Annotated in this window: 18 protein-coding genes and 2 pseudogenes; 6 read left to right on the top strand and 14 right to left on the bottom strand. The window is 70.7% G+C overall.

Features of this window, described 5'->3' with window-relative positions:
- Window positions 1-75: 75 nt before the first annotated feature.
- Both ACF1DX_RS02350 and ACF1DX_RS02345 read left to right on the top strand, forming a co-directional pair.
- The gene (locus ACF1DX_RS02350; protein ID WP_391789360.1) at window positions 76-810 is read left to right on the top strand and encodes an MBL fold metallo-hydrolase; all 735 of its coding nucleotides are present in this window, start codon (window positions 76-78) and stop codon (window positions 808-810) included.
- 34 nt (window positions 811-844) lie between these two features.
- Window positions 845-1651, top strand: a complete 807-nt coding sequence (locus tag ACF1DX_RS02345) for a DUF3097 domain-containing protein (protein ID WP_391789359.1) — start codon at window positions 845-847, stop codon at window positions 1649-1651.
- A 199-nt stretch (window positions 1652-1850) separates the two neighbouring features.
- Here the strand turns inward: ACF1DX_RS02345 and hemW are convergent, their stop codons facing one another.
- From hemW to lepA, 4 genes are all read right to left on the bottom strand, one after another.
- On the bottom strand, window positions 1851-3083 hold the full coding sequence (gene hemW, locus ACF1DX_RS02340; RefSeq protein ID WP_391789358.1) for a radical SAM family heme chaperone HemW: 1233 nt from the start codon (window positions 3081-3083) through the stop codon (window positions 1851-1853).
- A gap of 27 nt (window positions 3084-3110) precedes the next feature.
- Complete coding sequence (locus ACF1DX_RS02335) at window positions 3111-5144, bottom strand: SpoIIE family protein phosphatase (protein WP_391789357.1); 2034 nt, start codon at window positions 5142-5144, stop codon at window positions 3111-3113.
- 245 nt (window positions 5145-5389) lie between these two features.
- A complete protein-coding gene (locus ACF1DX_RS02330; RefSeq protein ID WP_391789356.1) occupies window positions 5390-7264 on the bottom strand; it encodes an AMP-dependent synthetase/ligase in 1875 nt (624 codons plus the stop codon).
- A gap of 247 nt (window positions 7265-7511) precedes the next feature.
- On the bottom strand, window positions 7512-9380 hold the full coding sequence (gene lepA, locus ACF1DX_RS02325; RefSeq protein WP_391789355.1) for a translation elongation factor 4: 1869 nt from the start codon (window positions 9378-9380) through the stop codon (window positions 7512-7514).
- 243 nt (window positions 9381-9623) lie between these two features.
- On the opposite strand from lepA, the gene rpsT reads away from it, so the two are divergent.
- On the top strand, window positions 9624-9890 hold the full coding sequence (gene rpsT / locus ACF1DX_RS02320) for a 30S ribosomal protein S20 (RefSeq protein WP_030818315.1): 267 nt from the start codon (window positions 9624-9626) through the stop codon (window positions 9888-9890).
- Window positions 9891-10085: 195 nt separating this feature from the next.
- On the opposite strand, the gene holA is transcribed toward rpsT, so the two are convergent.
- The 4 genes and pseudogenes from holA to ACF1DX_RS02300 form a co-directional block, all read right to left on the bottom strand.
- Window positions 10086-11063 (bottom strand): DNA polymerase III subunit delta, encoded by a 978-nt coding sequence (gene holA / locus ACF1DX_RS02315; RefSeq protein ID WP_391789354.1) that lies wholly within the window; start codon window positions 11061-11063, stop codon window positions 10086-10088.
- A gap of 82 nt (window positions 11064-11145) precedes the next feature.
- Complete coding sequence (locus ACF1DX_RS02310) at window positions 11146-11391, bottom strand: hypothetical protein (RefSeq protein WP_391789353.1); 246 nt, start codon at window positions 11389-11391, stop codon at window positions 11146-11148.
- Window positions 11392-11463: 72 nt separating this feature from the next.
- Window positions 11464-12303 carry an arylamine N-acetyltransferase gene (locus tag ACF1DX_RS02305; protein WP_391789352.1) on the bottom strand — a complete coding sequence of 280 codons (840 nt, stop codon included), beginning with the start codon at window positions 12301-12303 and terminating at the stop codon, window positions 11464-11466.
- 8 nt (window positions 12304-12311) lie between these two features.
- Window positions 12312-12567, bottom strand: a pseudogene (locus ACF1DX_RS02300) (hypothetical protein); the annotation flags it as partial.
- A gap of 15 nt (window positions 12568-12582) precedes the next feature.
- On the opposite strand from ACF1DX_RS02300, the pseudogene ACF1DX_RS02295 reads away from it, so the two are divergent.
- A pseudogene (locus tag ACF1DX_RS02295) lies at window positions 12583-12745 on the top strand (IS110 family transposase); the annotation flags it as partial.
- Window positions 12746-12760: 15 nt separating this feature from the next.
- Here the strand turns inward: ACF1DX_RS02295 and ACF1DX_RS02290 are convergent.
- A complete protein-coding gene (locus ACF1DX_RS02290) occupies window positions 12761-13288 on the bottom strand; it encodes a DinB family protein (RefSeq protein ID WP_391789351.1) in 528 nt (175 codons plus the stop codon).
- A 141-nt stretch (window positions 13289-13429) separates the two neighbouring features.
- Here ACF1DX_RS02290 and ACF1DX_RS02285 point away from each other — a divergent pair, with 141 nt between their 5' ends.
- Entirely contained in the window at window positions 13430-13762 is a 333-nt protein-coding gene (locus ACF1DX_RS02285; RefSeq protein WP_391789350.1) for a hypothetical protein, read from the top strand.
- A gap of 25 nt (window positions 13763-13787) precedes the next feature.
- Here ACF1DX_RS02285 and ACF1DX_RS02280 read toward each other — a convergent pair whose 3' ends face one another.
- Complete coding sequence (locus ACF1DX_RS02280) at window positions 13788-14129, bottom strand: DUF5713 family protein (protein ID WP_391789349.1); 342 nt, start codon at window positions 14127-14129, stop codon at window positions 13788-13790.
- A 321-nt stretch (window positions 14130-14450) separates the two neighbouring features.
- Between ACF1DX_RS02280 and ACF1DX_RS02275 the strand changes: the two genes are divergently transcribed.
- The gene (locus tag ACF1DX_RS02275; protein ID WP_391789348.1) at window positions 14451-15050 is read left to right on the top strand and encodes a hypothetical protein; all 600 of its coding nucleotides are present in this window, start codon (window positions 14451-14453) and stop codon (window positions 15048-15050) included.
- A gap of 526 nt (window positions 15051-15576) precedes the next feature.
- Here ACF1DX_RS02275 and ACF1DX_RS02270 read toward each other — a convergent pair.
- The 4 genes from ACF1DX_RS02270 to ACF1DX_RS02255 form a co-directional block, all read right to left on the bottom strand.
- Window positions 15577-16233, bottom strand: a complete 657-nt coding sequence (locus ACF1DX_RS02270) for a class I SAM-dependent methyltransferase (RefSeq protein WP_391789347.1) — start codon at window positions 16231-16233, stop codon at window positions 15577-15579.
- 243 nt (window positions 16234-16476) lie between these two features.
- Window positions 16477-16695 (bottom strand): hypothetical protein, encoded by a 219-nt coding sequence (locus tag ACF1DX_RS02265; protein WP_391789740.1) that lies wholly within the window; start codon window positions 16693-16695, stop codon window positions 16477-16479.
- Between the two features lie 404 nt (window positions 16696-17099).
- Entirely contained in the window at window positions 17100-17483 is a 384-nt protein-coding gene (locus ACF1DX_RS02260; protein WP_391789346.1) for a hypothetical protein, read from the bottom strand.
- Complete coding sequence (locus ACF1DX_RS02255; protein ID WP_391789345.1) at window positions 17480-18415, bottom strand: JmjC domain-containing protein; 936 nt, start codon at window positions 18413-18415, stop codon at window positions 17480-17482. Before ACF1DX_RS02255 ends, ACF1DX_RS02260 begins: the two co-directional genes overlap by 4 nt.
- Between the last annotated feature and the right edge of the window lie 8 nt (window positions 18416-18423).

The following is an 18423-nucleotide window of genomic DNA, read 5'->3' as shown; positions in this document are numbered from 1 at the left end:
CGGGGGGTACGCACCGGGCAAGGCCGGTCCCCGCGCCGTCGCGCCGGGCGGCGTCGTCCCCGATAGCGTCCCGTCATGACCGTGACTTGGGAAGAGTCGGGATGGGAGCAAGTGGCGCCCGGGGTGGGACGGTACCGGCTGCCGGGGTGGGACTGCACGGCGGGGCTCGTCGTGGGCGCGGAGGGCGTGCTGCTCGTCGACGCGGGTTCCGGGCTGGGCGAGGGCGCGTGGTTGCGGGCACAGGCGCAGGCGCTCACCGGTCGCCGTGTGACGCATCTCGCGCTCACCCACCCCCACTTCGACCACGTCCTCGGGGCGGCGGCGTTCGCGGGCGCGGAGGTGTTCGGCGCGGTGGGCATGGAGACGGTACTGACGGCGCGCGGGCGTGCCGAGCTGCGCGCGGACGCGGTGCGGTGGGGGCTGGACGCGCGGGTGGCGGAGGAGGCCGTGGACGCGCTGGTCCCGCCGCGGCACGCGGTGTCCGGCGAGTGGACGCTCGACCTCGGCCCGGTCGGTGGCCGGCAGGTCCTGCTGGCGAACGTGGGTCCCGGGCACACCGCCCACGATCTCGCGGTCCTCGTCCCCGGTGATCCGGAGGTGGTGTTCTGCGGCGACCTGGTCGAGGAGTCGGGCGAACCGCAGGCCGGCCCCGACGCCGTACCGTCGCACTGGCCGGCCGCGCTGGACCGGCTCCTGGAGCTGGGCGGCGAGGACGCGCGGTACGTCCCCGGTCACGGAGCGGTGGTGGACGCGGCGTTCGTACGCCGTCAGCGTGACGCCCTGGCGGCCCGTTTCGGCGTGTCGGACTGATCACGGCGGGCGCGTTCCTCGTATCGTCGTCAGAATGCGCCAGTACTCCGCCGATCTGACCCCTCCGTGGAAGAAACCGCAGCCGGTCCCCGAGGTCGCGGCCGAGCCGGGCCTGGTGGTGGAGGAACCCGGCACCGGCTTCTGCGGCGCGGTGATCCGCTGCGAGGCGGGCACGGTGACGCTGGAGGACCGCTTCGGCAAGCACCGGGTGTTCCCGCTGGAGCCGCGGGGCTTCCTGCTGGAGGGGCGCGTGGTGACGTTGGTGCGGCCGGCCGCCGGTCCTCGGCGGCCCGCCCGTACGGCGTCCGGCTCGGTGGCCGTCCCCGGCGCGCGGGCGCGGGTGGCCCGCGCGGGGCGCATCTACGTCGAGGGGCGGCACGACGCGGAGCTGGTGGAGAAGGTGTGGGGCGACGACCTGCGCATCGAGGGGGTGGTCGTCGAGTACCTGGAGGGTGTCGACGACCTGCCGTCGATCGTCGAGGACTTCTCCCCCGGCCCGGACGCGCGGCTGGGCGTCCTGGTGGACCACCTGGTGCCGGGCTCGAAGGAGTGGCGGATCGCGGAGGCGGTGACGAGTGAGCACGCGCTGGTGGTGGGTCACCCGTACATCGACGTCTGGGAGGCGGTGAAGCCGGCGTCGGTGGGCATCGAGGCGTGGCCCCGGGTGCCGCGCGGTCAGGACTGGAAGACGGGGGTGTGCCGGGCGCTGGGCTGGCGCGTGGCGAACACCGGGGAGGCGTGGCAGCGGATCCTCGGCTCGGTGCGGTCGTACAGGGACCTGGAGCCCCAGCTCCTGGGCCGCGTGGAGGAACTGATCGACTTCGTCACTGCACCGTCCTGAGGGGCACGGTTCCTCGCCCCCGCCGCCCCCTTCCCGTCCCGTCCCTGGGGCTGCGCCCCAGACCCCCTGTCGGCCCTTCGGGCCTCGTCCTCAAACTCCCCCAGACAGGCTAAAAGCAGCCCCTCCGGCGTGTGAGGAGCGGGGGCCGGGGCGGAGCCCCGGTTTCGGGAGGGGAAGGGGCGGCGGGGGCGAGAAAAGGTCAGTCGACCAGATCCCGCACCACCGCGTCGGCGAGCAGCCGCCCCCGCAGGGTGAGGGCCGCACGGCCCTCCTCGTACGGGCCGGGGGCCAGCAGCCCGTCCGCCAGGGCCCGGCGAGCCGCCGCAAGCCCCTCCGCACGGAGGAGCGAGAGAGGAACCCCCTCCTCGAGCCGAAGCTCCAGCAGGATCCGCTCGACCCGCCGGTCCTCGTCCGACAGCAGCTCACGGCCCGCCCCCGGCGACCGTCCCTCCGCGAGCGCCGCCGCGTAGGCGCCCGGGTGCTTGACGTTCCACCAGCGCACCCCGCCCACGTGGGAGTGGGCGCCGGGGCCCGCGCCCCACCAGTCGGCGCCGCGCCAGTACAGCTCGTTGTGCAGGCAGCGGCCGGCCTCCGACGTGGCCCAGTTCGACACCTCGTACCAGTCGAAGCCCGCCCCCGACAGCATCTCCTCGGCGATCAGGTAGCGGTCGGCGTGGACGTCGTCGTCCGTCATCGGGACCTCGCCGCGGCGGATGCGTCGGGCGAGCTGCGTGCCCTCCTCGACGATCAGCGCGTACGCCGAGACGTGGTCGGGACCGGCGCCGATCGCCGCGTCCAGGGACGCCCGCCAGTCGTCGTCGGACTCCCCCGGCGTGCCGTAGATCAGGTCGAGGTTGACGTGCTCGAAGCCGGCCGCGCGGGCCTCGGCGACGCACGCCTCGGGCCGCCCGGGGGTGTGCGTGCGGTCCAGGACCTTCAGCACGTGCTGCCGGGCGCTCTGCATGCCGAAGGAGATCCGGTTGAAGCCTCCCGCGCGGAGGGCCGCCAGGTAGGCCGGGTCGACCGACTCCGGGTTCGCCTCCGTGGTCACCTCGGCGTCCGGCGCCAGCCCGAACTCCTCGCGGATCGCCCCCAGCATCCGTACGAGGTCGTCGGCGGCGAGCAGGGTGGGGGTGCCGCCGCCGACGAAGACCGTGCGGACCTCGCGCGGGTCGTCGCCCAGCACCTTCCGCGCCAGGCGGACCTCGTCGACGAGGGTCCCGGCGTAGTTGTCGCGGGAGGCCAGGACGCCACCGCTGCCGCGCAGCTCGGTCGCGGTGTACGTGTTGAAGTCGCAGTAGCCGCAGCGGGTCGCGCAGTACGGGACGTGCAGGTAGAAGCCGAGGGGGCGGTCGGCGGCCCCGGCGAGCGCGGACGCGGGCAGCGCGCCGTCGGCGGGGACGGGCTCGCCGTCGGGGAGTGCGGAAGGCATGTGCTCCATTGTCCCGCACCGGCCGTGTCACTCCGCTTGGAGGACGAGGAGCGCGAGATCGTCGGCCGGCGGGCGGGCCCCGAACTCGTGCACGAGCTGGGTGATGCGTTCCGCTATCAGCTCCGCGTCCATCCCCGCGCACCCCGACAGGGCCATGGCGAGCCCGTCGCCGTCGTCGAACTGGCGGGAGCCGGAGCGGCGCTCGGTGACTCCGTCGGTGACGCAGAGCAGGGTGTCGCCGGAGTACATCTCGAAGGTCTCGCTGGTGTAGGTGGCGTCCTCGACGACCCCGAGCAGGGTCTGCGGCTGGGCGACGGCACGGACCGAGCCGTCGGGGGCGAGCAGCAGGGGCAGGGGGTGTCCGGCGGAGGCGAGGGTGCAGCGGACGCCGCCGTCGAAGGGGACGAGTTCGCCGTAGAGGAGGGAGAGGAAGCGGGTCTGGGGGCCGTCGCCGGGGGCGGTCGGGCGGGCGCCGGCGGCCACCAGCGCGCGGGCGGCGGCGTCGGCGGCCTCGGTGGCGTCGTCGAGGAGGAGCTGGTTGAGGCGGTCGAGGACGTCGGCGACGCGGTAGCCCTCGCGGGCGAGCAGCCGCAGCCAGGGGCGGACGAGGCCGATGACGACGGCGGCCTCCGGTCCCTTGCCCTGGACGTCGCCGACGGCGAAGCACCAGCGGCCCCGACCGGCCGGGAAGAGGTCGTAGAAGTCGCCGCTGGGTCCGCCCTTGTCGCAGGGTTCGTAGACGAGGGCGCTGCGCACGCCGGGGATCTCGGCGACGGCGCCGGGCAGCAGTCCGCGCTGGAGTACGGCGCTGATGGTGGCCTGGCGGGAGTACTGCCGGGCGGCGCCGATGGCGAGCGCGACGCGCCGGCCGAGGTCCTCGACCAGGCCGGTGATCTCGTCGGGGAAGCGGTCGATCCCGCCCCGCCCGATCACCAGCGTGCCGAGCGGGCGCCCGCCGGCGACGAGCCGGTAGGCGAGAGCGGTGCCGCGGGCGCCGTCGGCGGAGTCGTCGAGCGCCCCGCCCGGCCACGGATAGGGCTCGGGTCCCGGGTGCAACGGGTCGCCGGGGTGGGGCGGGTTCCGCTCCAGGGCCCGGCTCAGGTCCTCGATGCGGTTCTCGCTGGCGTGCCAGACGCGGGCGAGGCGGGAGCCGTCGGTCCGGCTTCCCCCGCCCCAGCCGCCGCCGTGGCCGGTGGTCTCGTCCTCCAGCCACACCGCGCACCAGTCGGCCAGCCGCGGCACGATCAGCTGGCCGGTGAGCGAGGTGACCAGGTCCTCGTCCAGTTGCCCGGCGAGCAGGTCGGAGGCCTCGGCGAGGAAGGACAGGGCGCCGCGCCCCAGCCAGGTCCCGTCCCGGCCGGGCCGGCGGGCGAGCCAGTCGTCGCCGTACGAGCCGCCCCGCCAGGTGTCCCGGGCGGGACCGGGCGGGCGTCGGGAGGCCGGCGGATCGAGTGCGTCCAGCGGTCCGGGGGCGCGCTGTTCCGTCCGGGGCGGCTCCGGCGCGAGGATCTCCGCCACCCGCAGGTCGCGCGCCAGCGTGCGCTCCCCGGCGTACGCCTCGATCCGGTCGTCCGCCGTGCACCCCCCTGCGGCCAGGCGTGCCCACACCGTCTTCGTGCCCGGACGGTAGGTGATCCCCCAGGCCTCGGAGAGCGCGGCGACGAGGCGCAGGCCGCGCCCGTACTCGGGGGTGTCGTACGGCGACCCCTCCGGTTCGTTGCCGCGCGGCGCGCGGGAGGGGTGCTGGTCGGCGACCTCGACGACGAGCGCGCCGGCCCCTTCCTCCAGCCTGCACGCCACCCGCACCTCGGTACCGGCGTGCACGACGGCGTTGGTGACGAGTTCGCTGGCGATCAGCGTGGCGTCGTCGCCGACGCGGCCGGCGAGGTGTTCGGCGCCGGGCAGGGCGAGTTCCGCCCACTCGGTGAGCGCCTTGCGCAGCAGGGCGCGTGCGGCGCCCGGTGCGAGGGGGCTCCCGGCCAGGGTCGCGTCCACCCACGTGCACTCCCGCGCGCCGGAGGCGCACGAGGCGGTCTCCCGTTGGGTCGGAATGGCCCCCATGGGCAGCTCCCCGGGCAGTTCGTACGAAGAGAACTCGATCGATGCCGACAGGGTGACAGACCGGACCCGCCCATAAGCGCCGAGTCACCGAAGTGGACCGTCAGGGGTGAGAACAGCGTCAGGTGTGCGGTCAGGAACGAACAGGAAGCCGTTCCGTTCCGGTCATCACGGAAACGCGACAAGAGGGGCGGGGTCCCGGCCGTACCGGCCCGGGACCCCGCCCCTCCGCAGTCACACCGTGACGGTCACGCCTCGCGCGTGCCCTCGTACATCTCCTCGATGAGGTGCTTGTACTCGCGCTCCACCACCGGGCGCTTCAGCTTCAGGCTCGGGGTGACCTCGCCGTGCTCGATGTCGAGATCGCGCGGGAGGAGGCGGAACTTCTTGATGGTCTGCCAGCGCTGGAGGCCCTCGTTGAGCCGCCTGACGTAGCCGTCGACCATCTCGACCGTGGCGGGCGCGGCGACGATCTCCGCGTACGGCTTGCCCGCCAGGCCGTTCTCGGCCGCCCAGGGCGCGAGGGCGGCCTCGTCGAGGGCGATGAGGGCGGTGCAGTAGTTCCGGTCGGCGCCGTGGACGAGGATGTTGGAGACGTAGGGGCAGACCGCCTTGAACTGGCCCTCGACCTCGGCCGGCGCGATGTACTTGCCGCCGGAGGTCTTGATCAGGTCCTTCTTGCGGTCGGTGATCCGGAGGTAGCCGTCGGGCGAGAGCTCGCCGATGTCGCCGGTGTGGAACCAGCCGTCCTCCTCCAGGACCTCGGCGGTCTTCTCGGGCAGGTTGTGGTAGCCCTGCATGATGCCGGGGCCGCGCAGCAGGATCTCGCCGTCGTCGGCGATGCGCACCTCGGTGCCGGGCAGCGGCTTGCCGACGGTGCCGGTGCGGTAGGCCTCGCCGGGGTTGACGAAGGAGGCGGCGGAGGACTCGGTGAGGCCGTAGCCCTCCAGGATGTGGATGCCGGCGCCGGAGAAGAAGTAGCCGATCTCGGGGGCGAGGGCGGCGGAGCCGGAGACGCAGGCGCGCAGGTTGCCGCCGAAGGCCTCGCGGATCTTGGCGTAGACGAGCTTGTCGGCGACGCCGTGCTTCGCCGAGAGGCCGAAGGGGGCGCTCGCGGTGCCGGTACGGCGGAAGTTGTCCTGGGTGACCTTGGCGTACTCGCGGGCGACCTCGGCGGCCCACTGGAAGATCTTGTACTTGGCGCCGCCGCCGGCCTTCGCCTTGGCGGCCACGCCGTTGTAGACCTTCTCGAAGATGCGGGGCACGGCCGCCATGTAGGTCGGCCGGACCACCGGAAGGTTCTCGATGATCTTGTCGACGCGGCCGTCGACGGCGGTGACGTGGCCGGCCTCGATCTGGCCGGAGATGAGCACCTTGCCGAAGACGTGGGCGAGCGGCAGCCACAGGTACTGCACGTCGTCGGCGCTGACCAGGCCGGTGGCGGGGATGGCCTTGGCCATGTACGACCAGCAGTCGTGCGGCAGGCGTACGCCCTTGGGGCGGCCGGTGGTGCCGGAGGTGTAGATGAGGGTGGCGAGCTGGTCCTTGGTGATCGCGGCGACCCGCTCCTTGATCAGCTCCGGTTCCTTCTGGAGCCGGGCGGCGCCGAGCTTCTCCAGGTCGGTGAGGGTGATCACGAAGTCGTCGGTGTCGGCGCCGGCCGGGTCGACGACCACGACACGGGTGAGGTCGGGCAGCTCGGCGCGCTTCTCGACCGCCTTGGCCGCCTGCTCGGCGTTCTCCGCGATCAGCACCCGGCTCTGGGAGTCGGAGAGGATGTAGGCGGACTCGTCGGCGTTGGTCTGCGGGTAGACCGTGGTGGTGGCGGCGCCGGCGCAGAGGATGCCGAGGTCGGCGAGGATCCACTCGACGCGGGTGGAGGAGGCGAGCGCGACCCGCTCCTCGGGCTCGACGCCCAGCTCGATCAGGCCGGCCGCGATGGCGTGGACCCGCTCGGCGGCGCCCGCCCAGGTGAGGGACTTCCAGTCGTCGGGGCCCGTACCGGAGGCCGCCGGGACCGGGTAGCGGTAGGCCTCGGCGTCCGGTGTGGTCGCCACACGCTCCAGGAAGAGGGTCGCCACGCTCGGCGGACGGTTCTCGATCAGTGTCTGTGTGTCGCTCACGACATCCTCCGGGGCCCGCGACGGTGCGGCTGGCTCAGTGCGGCTGGGGTTTCCTCGCGCCGTTGTTTAACTGGCGAGTAACTATCGAGCACGGACAGAGTAAAGGGCGACCGGCCACGGCGTAAGGGGTCACGGCCTGCCACTTCACACAGGAAGACCTACCCCGTGAACGCGCGGAGCCCGCCGTACGCGCGTACGACGGGCCCCGTTACGCCCGGTTCGCGGAGTGACCCGCGGTAACCTCCGGTTACTTCTTGCTCTTGCCCGATCCCGCGCTGTCGTCGCTGGAGAGGACGGCGATGAAGGCCTCCTGCGGGACCTCCACGGAACCCACCATCTTCATCCGCTTCTTGCCTTCCTTCTGCTTCTCCAGCAGCTTCCGCTTGCGGGAGATGTCACCGCCGTAGCACTTGGCGAGGACGTCCTTGCGGATGGCGCGGATGGTCTCGCGGGCGATGACCCGCGAGCCGATGGCGGCCTGCACCGGCACCTCGAAGGCCTGCCGCGGGATGAGCTCCTTGAGCTTGGCGACGAGCCGTACGCCGTACGCGTACGCCTGGTCCTTGTGGGTGATCGCGGAGAACGCGTCCACCTTGTCGCCGTGCAGCAGGATGTCGACCTTGACCAGGCTGGAGGTCTGCTCGCCGGTGGGCTCGTAGTCCAGGGAGGCGTAACCACGGGTCTTGGACTTCAGCTGGTCGAAGAAGTCGAAGACGATCTCCGCGAGCGGGAGGGTGTAGCGGATCTCCACCCGGTCCTCGGAGAGGTAGTCCATGCCGAGCAGGACACCGCGCCGGGTCTGGCACAGCTCCATGATCGAGCCGATGAACTCGCTGGGCGCCAGGATGGTGGCGCGCACCACCGGCTCGTACACCTCGCCGATCTTCCCCTCGGGGAACTCGCTCGGGTTGGTGACGACGTGCTCGCCGCCGTCCTCCATGACCACCCGGTAGACCACGTTCGGCGCGGTCGCGATGAGGTCGAGGCCGAACTCGCGCTCCAGGCGCTCGCGGATCACGTCGAGGTGCAGCAGGCCGAGGAAGCCGACGCGGAAGCCGAAGCCGAGGGCGGCGGAGGTCTCCGGCTCGTAGACCAGGGCGGCGTCGTTGAGCTGGAGCTTGTCGAGGGCCTCGCGCAGCTCCGGGTAGTCGGAGCCGTCCAGCGGGTAGAGGCCGGAGAACACCATCGGCTTGGGGTCCTTGTAGCCGCCGAGCGCCTCCTCGGCGCCCTTGTGCTGGCTGGTGACGGTGTCACCGACCTTCGACTGGCGGACGTCCTTCACACCGGTGATGAGGTAGCCCACCTCGCCGACGCCGAGGCCGTCGGCGGGCAGCATCTCCGGGGAGTTGGTGCCGATCTCCAGCAGCTCGTGGGTGGCGCCGGTGGACATCATGCGGATCCGCTCGCGCTTGTTGAGCTGGCCGTCGATGACACGGACGTACGTCACGACACCGCGGTAGGAGTCGTAGACCGAGTCGAAGATCATCGCGCGGGCGGGGGCGTCCTTGACGCCGACCGGGGCCGGGATCTCGGCGACCACCTTGTCCAGCAGCGCCTCGACGCCGAGACCGGTCTTCGCGGACACCTTGAGCACGTCGTCGGGGTCGCAGCCGACCAGGTTCGCCAGCTCCTCGGCGAACTTCTCCGGCTGCGCGGCCGGCAGGTCGATCTTGTTCAGTACGGGGATGATCGTGAGGTCGTTCTCCATCGCCAGGTAGAGGTTGGCGAGGGTCTGGGCCTCGATGCCCTGGGCGGCGTCGACCAGCAGGATCGTGCCCTCGCAGGCGGCGAGGGACCGGGAGACCTCATAGGTGAAGTCGACGTGCCCGGGGGTGTCGATCATGTTGAGGATGTGCGTGTTGCCCTTGTCGTCGGTGGGCGCCCACGGCAACCGCACCGCCTGGGACTTGATCGTGATGCCGCGCTCACGCTCGATGTCCATGCGGTCGAGGTACTGAGCGCGCATCTGCCGCTGCTCGACCACTCCGGTCAGCTGGAGCATCCGGTCGGCGAGCGTGGACTTGCCGTGGTCGATGTGCGCGATGATGCAGAAATTGCGGATCAGCGCGGGGTCGGTACGGCTCGGCTCGGGCACATGACTGGGGATCGCGGGCACGCAGGGTCCTGATTCTTGAGGCGTCCGCATACGTGTGCTTGTGCGTCTGCGGTCTCGGGTCGGATCGATACGTAGCTTCCATCGTCCCACGCGCGGCGACCGGGGACGGGTTTGGGCCACCGAATGGGCCGCTGGTAGTGTGGGGGGCTGTGTCTCATGCCCTCTCAGCGCGAGGCACACCTTCGGAAAATCACCGGTACGCGTCCCGTGCGGGCTCGTGCCAGAACCTGTAGAGGCTCATTCGTGGCGAACATCAAGTCCCAGATCAAGCGGAACAAGACCAACGAGAAGGCCCGGCTGCGCAACAAGGCCGTCAAGTCCTCTCTGAAGACCGCGATCCGCAAGGCCCGCGAGGCCGCCGCCGCGGGTGACGCCGAGAAGGCCACCGAGTACCAGCGCGCCGCCGCGCGTCAGCTCGACAAGGCCGTCTCCAAGGGCGTCATCCACAAGAACCAGGCCGCCAACAAGAAGTCGGCGCTGGCTCAGAAGGTCGCGGCCGTCAAGGGCTGAACCACCCTTCTGATCTGACCGCCGGCGGGACCCCGGGCGGGCCCTCTCTCATCCGCCCCCGGCCGGCACCCCGAGCTCGTACGCGGCCTGCGTTCGCCACGCGGGTACGGGCTCACACGCTTCATCCGAAGGCCCCGCCCTCACACCCTTCCCCGGGTGGTGGGCGGGGCCTTCGGGCTTGTCCGGTCCGGTCCGTCAGCCGCGACCGCGCGAGCGGGCCGCGCGGGCGATGGTGACGACCGCCTTCTCCAGGGCGTACTCCGGATCGTCCCCGCCGCCCTTCACGCCCGCGTCCGCCTCGGCGACCGCGCGCAGCGCGACGGCCACGCCGTCCGGGGACCAGCCGCGCATCTGCTGCCGCACCTGGTTGATCTTCCAGGGCGGCATGCCGAGATCGGCGGGGCGCGCGTTCGGCGACGACTGCAGCTTGCCGATCGCCCGTACGCCCTGGGCCAGCGCGCTGGTGATCAGCACCGGAGCCACGCCGGTCGACAGCGACCAGCGCAGGGCCTCCAGGGCCTCCGCCGCGCGTCCCTCGACCGCGCGGTCGGCGACCGCGAAACTCGACGCCTCGGCCCGCCCGGTGTAGTACCGCCCGACGACCGCCTCGTCGATCGTGCCCTCGACGTCCGCGACGAGCTGGGTCACCGCCGAGGCCAGCTCCCGCAGATCGCTGCCGATGGCGTCGACCAGCGCCTGGCACGCCTCCGGGGTGGCCGACCGGCCGGCGGTGCGGAACTCGCTCCGTACGAAGGCCATCCGGTCCGCCGGCTTGGTCATCTTCGGGCACGCCACCTCCCGCGCCCCCGCCTTGCGCGCCGCGTCGAGCAGCCCCTTGCCCTTGGCGCCGCCCGCGTGCAGCAGGACGAGCGTGATCTCCTCGGCCGGCGAGCCGAGGTACGCCTTCACGTCCTTGACGGTGTCGGCGGGCAGGTCCTGCGCGTTGCGTACGACGACGACCTTGCGCTCCGCGAAGAGCGACGGGCTGGTCAGCTCGGCGAGGGTGCCGGGCTGGAGCTGGTCCGGTGTCAGGTCGCGTACGTCCGTGTCGGCGTCGGCGGCCCTCGCGGCGGCCACCACCTCCCGCACGGCACGGTCGAGCAGCAGGTCCTCCTGGCCCACGGCGAGCGTCACCGGGGCGAGGAGGTCGTCGGATGCGGTCTTCCTGGCCATCGCGACAAGCATCCCACGCGCCACCGACACCGCCGCCCGGCCGGCGGCCGCCGGGAGCGGTCGCCGGGCTACGGCCGCCGGGCTACGGCTCCTCCCGCCAGCCGTCCCACTCGGCCACGAACTCGTTCAGCTCCCCGGGGTCCAGCCGGGCCGCCTCGTCCCGCAGGACGACGAGCCACTGCGCGTCCTCCGCGTCGTCCTCACCGGCGAGCGCGTCCCGCACCAGCCGGGGCTCCTCGTCCACGCCGAACCGTTCCCCGAGGGCCTCGGCCACCTCCTCCGCGGCATCACGGTCGGGCAGCACCAGCACATGTCGCACATCACTCACACGGGCCATTGTCCGGTACCGGGTCAGCCGCCCGTCCCGGTGCCGGGCCGACCACCCGTCCCAGTGCCGGGGTCAGCCGCCCGTCCCGGTGCCGCGCGCCGTCGGCACCGTGTCCAGTGCGATCCCGAACCGCTCCCGGTAGAGCGCGAGCACCTCCTCGTCCGTCCCGGTCTCGTGCTCCCGCCGCGTCCCGTCCGGCGCGGTGACCGTGAACCGCCGGCCGCTGAGCGTGATCCTGCCCCCGTCCCCGGTGATCCGCGAGCACACCGGCGACCGCGTGAAGTGGGAGGCCGGTGAGGTGCTGTGCCACCACGCCCCGGCCGTGAAGTCGGCGAGCACCCGCGGCCGGACCTCCAGCCGGTACACCGGCCGCCCGTTCCGGCTCACGTCCAGGTCCGCCGCCTCCACCCGGTCGGACCCGCCGCGCACCCCGGCCGCGTCGGCGCCCGCCTCGGCGATCCGGAACGTGCCCCCGGGATCCTCCTGCTCCCCGCGCTCCCCGAAGGCGAGCGGCCGGTGGAAGTGGGCGCCGAAGCCGACGTCGGCCAGCCAGTCGCCGCCGTCCACCGTCCGCACCCGCAGCGCGAGATGGTCGTACGGGATGCCGAGCCGGCCCTCGTCGCCGTACACCCGCGCCGCGATGAGCTGGACGTCGTAGCCGAGGGCGGCGAGCAACCCTCCGAAGACCCCGTTGAGTTCGTAACAGAACCCGCCCCGCCGCGCCTCCACCACCTTGTCCAGCAGCCGCTTCTCCTCCAGCACGATCTCCTCGCCGAGATGGATGGACAGGTTCTCGAACGGCACGGTCTCCAGATGCCGCAGGTGCAGCTCGCGCAGCGCGTCCACGGTGGGCCAGGCGGGCTGCCCGACGCCCAGGCGGCGCAGGTAGGCGTCGACTTCCGCGGTGCTCATGCCCTCAGTCATGCCTTCAGTGTCGCGTCACCCGCCCCTCCTTGCCCTCCGTTCTCACCGGCGGACACCGCCCGCGCCCCGTCCCGGTCGGTGCGCAGCACCGTCGCTCCCCCGGCCCACAGGGCGGCGACCGTACCCGGTGCCGGGTGTCCGTACGTGTTGTCCTCCCCGTGCTGATCAGCGCCAGGCGTGGGACCGCCCGGCGATGAGGTCCGGGTCCTGGTACGCGGAGCCGTGGTGGGCGACCTTGAGGACGTCCACGGCGGCCGGCCGCCCGAAGACTGTCACGCCGCCGCCCGGCGCCATCTGCTCAACCGCTTCCCCGGCCAACTCCACCACTGTCTTCAGGCACAGCAGCATTTCGACGAACAGCGCGTTCGCACCGTTCCTTCAAGCTGCCGCGCGACCTGGAGCCGGCCGGAGATGCCTGGTCACCTTCTGACCGTGCGAGCACACCTCATGCGCCGGTGACTCCGTCGACCTGCTCGCGAATGAGGTCGGCATGGCCGTTGTGACGTGCGTATTCCTCGATCATGTGCACCATGATCCAGCGCAAGGAGACTCCCTGTTCGCCGACGTGCCCCGCTTCCTGTTCGGACAGGCGGCCGGAGTCGTCCAGCGATGCGTCGGCGATCAGCTCACGGCCGCGAGCGACCTCCGCTTGCCACGCGGCCACCGCCTCGTCGAGCCCTCGTTCCGGCTGAAGGGCAAAACCATCGAGGTTACTTTCCCCGAAGACCGGCGGCACGTTCCGACCTGCGAACACACGCTGGAACCAGTTGCGTTCCACCTCAGCCATGTGCTGCACGAGTCCCAGCAGCGTCATCGACGAGGGGGACGCCACAGCAAGTCGTAATTGGTCATCCTCGAGGCCCGAACACTTCAGGGCGAGAGTCGCACGGTGGAAGTCCAGCCATGCCTCCAGCATGGTCCGCTCACTGGCATGCGCGGGAGGAATCGGCCGTCCGTCTGGTGTCGTATTCATGAGCACACCCTGGCAGCAGCAGCCGTACCTCACACATGCCTTCGCCGGCGACGAACACCCGTCTCGCCCTCTTGCCACCCATGGCTCGCAAGCAGGGCGACCTGCAGAGGGAACCACCGGTCGGCGTCTTCACCCAGCCCCATGATCATGGGGCTGGGACGGTTGCGCGTCCGCCCCGGCCGCGTGCGGGCCGACAAGGCATACGTCTCCTGCGGAAACCGCGCTCACCTGCGCCGCCGCGGGATCCGCCGCACCATCCCGGACAAGGCCGACCAGGCGCGCAACCGCCGGAAGCCCGGTTCCCACGGCGGCCGGCCGCCGTATTTCGGCCCAGCCGACCACCGCGAGCGTCATGCAGTCGAGTGCGGGATCAACCGCCTCAGGAGACATCGCGCCGTCACCACGCGATGCGACAAGCCCGCCGTCCGCTTCGAGGCGACCGTGCTGATCGCAGCTCTCGACGAATGGCTTTGATCGGAGGTGGCCTTCCCGTGCGCGTTCACCAGTCCCGGCCGGCGGTCAGCTTCTCCGCATCCGCTTCCGCGAACCCATATGCCGACGCGACGAAGCAGAACTCGTCGCAGATCCACTCCCGCGCCACCGTCTCGATCCCGCTCCCGGCCGCCATGAACTCGCTGTCCAGCAGGTTGAACTCCTCCGTCGCGGCCCGGGTGAGTGCATACAAGTCTTCCAGGTCCGCCGGCTGCTCAGCCTCAATGCGCTCGCACAGCCGTAGCAGGATCACCTTCCCCTGGTCGACCATGTGCTCAGGGAAGTACGAGTCGTCGTACATCTGCCGCAGGAAGACGTGTCCCGCTACCTGCTGGTTTGTGATCGGCATGGCACTTCCCCACTTCCGCGAAAAGCTGACGCGCCGATCATGCACAGCCCCACTGACAACGCTCCCCAATGGACGTCAGGCCCGCCTTCGTTCGGCGGAGCATCTGAGCCTGAACGGCCTTGAATGAACGAATCATTGACGAGTTGTTCGACATCCTGCGACTCGGCCCTTCGTCGCCTGGAACCCCATCGGATCAAAGCGAGCTGATGCCGGTCAGTAGTTAAACCTTGGACTGTTGTACGATCTCGCCAAATCGGAAGTGGGGGGCTTCTACCTGCGTAAACGCTGTCGGCAGCCCTCATGTGCAATGGAGTTTGTGCAGTGGCCAGCAACAGCAATGACGGCCCGCTCGGGTGCGGCATCCTCATCACCGTCGCGCTCATCGCGGCGCTGGTGCAGCAGTGCGGTGGGGATGACGATGAGCCGACCGCCTCCAGATCTGCCCCGCCCAGTGTCTCGGCCAGCCCCGAAGCCTCCCCGGAGAAGACCACCCCGCAGAAGCCGAAGAAGGTGACCACGTCCCTTGCGGAGATCGCCGAGACCCCGGGCTCCTTCAAGCAGTTCAAGAACTTCGTGGAGGACAACGGGACGGCCAAGCAGAAGGAGGTCGTCAGCCATCTCAAGGGGTGGAAGGGATTCCGGCGAGGCGTGGGAACGGAGTTCCCCATCCTTGAGGTCAAGTCCGACTATCCAGTCATCGACATCGACGCCGTGGACGCCGGGGACGACAAGGAACTGGAGCTGTGGATGCAGCTCCGGGTCGAAACCCAGCACGCTGCCGAGGCATTCTCCGCATGGTGGGAGGCCGATGAGCCGAACCCGAGACTCCAGGTCTTCGACCGCGAGGGTGCGGACATCTACGACAGCACCTGCATTGATCCGCACAGCGTCAAGAACGACGGGTCCTGCTCTGAATCCTGATACTTCGGCTCCTCCGAGGGACCGGCGCGAAGCCCTGGCCCTCCCACAGCTCATCCACGATCTTGAACGTCAGGTCAGTGGCGAGTGAGCGAAACACGTTTCGTTTCAGGTTGCTGAACTCGTAAGTTCGCGACGGGTAGTTACGGTCACGGTCTGACGATACGAGTAACCCTTGACAGCGTCATGGCCTTCTCCGAAGCACTCAGGCCGCCCTGCGCGCCGGCTCGTCCACCAGATTCCGAGCTGCCTTCGTCAGGTCCGTCTTGACCCGTCGGAGCATCTTGGTCTGGTAGACCGCTACGGGGGCGCGGTGACCAACTGCCGCTTCACCCGGGCGGCCTCCGGACGCTCCCACCCAGCGAAGGCCGTCTGATCCCACTGGCGCCGCCGTCACCGAGCCACCGCCCACCGTTGCCACTACCACCGCCGCACCCGAGGTCACGAACTCACGCCACCTGATACGGAATCAGTCACGTGCATTCACATGCATTCCTCTGACCAGCAGGGACAGCGAACTGCAACTGAGTTACCAGGCATCAGCGCTGACGAGCAGGGTCCCGATGTGCCCTTCGGTGGGAGCGTCCAGGATCATGGCCTTGGCCGAGGTGAAGCCGGCCCTGGTCAGCAGGCGTTCCCAGACGGCGGGCCGGTAGCTGTAGCGGTAGGTGAACATCGCCTTTCCGGCGAACCCGCCCTTGTACATGCCCTGGGGTCCGTACGCGCCAGGAATTGCCGGCGGCTGGGAGAACACGAACCGGCCGCCGGGGTTGAGCCGGGCCCGAACGAGTGGGAACAGCCGGCCCGGGTCGGTGAACCAGGCGGCCCCGAAGACGGAGTACACCGCGTCGTACCGGGCCTCATCGGCGGCCAGCCACTCCAGGACCTCGCCCTGCTCGATCCGGACGCCAAGCGGCGCCCACCGCTCGCCGGCCAGCCGCACCATCCTCGGTGACAGGTCCACTCCGGCCGCCTTGATGCCCTGCTGTGCGAGGTGGGCGAGGGCGCGGCCGGTACCGCAGCCGATTTCCAGTACGGCCTGCGGGGCGCCCAGAAGCTCGGGGCCGGGGCCGTGGCCCTGGTACTGCGTCCAGCGGAACGACGGCTCGGCATCCGCGTCGAAGGCGGACGTGGCGAAGGCGTCCCACAGTTCGGTCTCGGCGGCGATGTCGTGCGGTACGGGCACTGCGGATCCTCTGGGTCGGTGGAGTGCGGGGAGCCCTCGCCCCGGGGAGCCGTGAGACGCTGCTGGCACATCCGCCCGGCGGCTGCCGGTGCATGCTGCGCAGACGACGATTGGAGCGTTTCTCCAGACGACACACCGCGTATGCGCCGTTGTGTCTGGAGAAACGCTCCAATCATCGTCCTGTGACGGGATTCGCCAACGGCATCCGGGGAGCCGTGAGAGCGGGGGCCGACTGTAGCGGGGTCAGTGGCTGTCGGGGACCTTGTCGTCGCACGGCGAGCAGTCCGCGCCGTCGATGGCCCACAGCTCTTCATCGATGGCCCAGCCCTGGCTCTTCAGGAAGTCGCCGGTGCGCAGGCACAGGCCGTCGCTGCGCCGCTCGATGAGCGGGGCGTGGTGCTTGAACCTGAACAGGTCGTAGTAACCGGGCTTCACGCTGATGTCGTGCGCGGTGCGGTACACCGACGCAAGGGCCTGCCATACCTAGGTCGTCGGCATCGACCACGCGGTGTGCGCCGGCTTGGCAATCACATCCGGCAGCTCACGGGCCGCGTTACGCAGGCGCGTGGCGCGTACCTCGGCACACAGGTGGTCGGCAGCGGCGATGAGCCGGTCCGCCGGCCGCGCGCTGATATCCGGGTTGGGTGTCCGAGGTCGTACAGGTCCAAGGACTCCCGGATGAACCTTACGAGCTCAACAAGCCGGTCCCGCTGCGACTCGGTCACATACGGCTGCCCGGTCAACACGGTCACGTCGATGGCCAGGGCCTTCGCACACGCAGCCACGAAGGCGGCTGTCGCCGGGCGGGAGAAGGCCCCACCCGTCCGCCACGGGGGCAACGGACAGGCGGGACCGGTCGGTGAGGGCTACGCGCAGCCCTTGCTCTTCCCGGTGTCGGTGCAGGCGACCAGCACACGGGTCACGAACTGTCCGCGTGCGGACCAGTAGCCGTACCACACGTCCCTGTTGACCCGTTCGCGCAGCCGGGCCCGCGAGTACTCCAGGCGTGTGGTGATGGGGAACGAGGCGGCGTCCACCGGAACATGCTCGTTCAGCTCCTTGTCCAGCCAGGCCACGGCCTCATCGATCTGCTGTTCGGTGAAGACGCGCAGACCGGGCCGTCGGTCCAGCCACTGGGCGAGCTCGACCGGTGGGAAGGAAGGCGGGGCGAGGCCCTTGCCTACCTCGCTGTCGGTGTAGCCCTTACCGGTGTACGCAAAGGCGTGCCAGTGGACAAATGCGGCGGTCACGGACGCAGACCGTAGCGCAGGCGAGGGGCCGGCAAGGGCTCCTCGGTCAGGGCCGCACGGCGGAGTGTCGCGGCCATCTCTTCCGTATCCATGGTCAGCAGGGCGCCCACGAGGATCTCGCGGACGTCCTTGACGACTGCCTCGGGACTGTCGAGCAGGCGGGTGGGCGGGATGCCGTCGCGGGCTTCGGTGTCGCCCAGGAGGTGACGGGTGAGGACACCGGCGATCTCCTCGGCGGCCCAGTGCAGGGTGCGCTGTTTGAGGGCGAAGGTCAGGTGCAGGCTGGGCTCGTCGCCGTCCCGGTTGTGCGGGGAGTGCACCCAGCCCCTCGGCAACCAGAGCACGTCTCCGGCGTTCAAGGTGATCTCCTGCGCCGGGGCGGTGGTGGCGAGGTATACGCGCTCGGAGGGGGTGAAGCCCCGGCGGCGGAAGTTCTCGTACTCCTCCACCGGGTTATCGACGAACGGCTGGTGCAGGGGCCATGTCTTGGAGCCGTGGATCTGGATGACGAGGGTGACGTACGGGTCGAAGTGGTAGCGCAAGCCGTGCTGGCGGGGCGGGGTGAGGTAGGCGTTGAAGTGCGTCTCGTAGCCGGTCTCCCGGGCGACCTCGCGGCGCAGAACCGACAGCGAGGGCTTGATGGTCTGCAGGCGGCGGATGGACAGCGAGCAGCCGCCGTCCAGGTAGCGGCGGACGGCGCCGGGGTCGGGCATGTCGGGGGTGGCGCTGTACTCGCGGTCGTCGACCGTCTCGCCGTCACGGATCAGGCGCACGTTGCGGTTGGGCAGGCAGTCGTGGTCGATGAGCGCGTCGGCCTCAGCCATGGTGAGCAGGTCCTCGAAGGCGCGGGCGCCGTGCTGGTAGGTGCGGGGTTCGGTGGGCCAGTCGTCGAGGAGTTCGGCGGCGTCGGGAACCAGGTCGGACAGCGGCATGACGGTGC

The organism is Streptomyces sp. NPDC014676, assembly GCF_043084105.1.
GTDB lineage: Bacteria > Actinomycetota > Actinomycetes > Streptomycetales > Streptomycetaceae > Streptomyces.
Note: the sequence above shows the minus strand (reverse complement) of the source record. Positions and strands in the feature narration are given on the sequence as shown.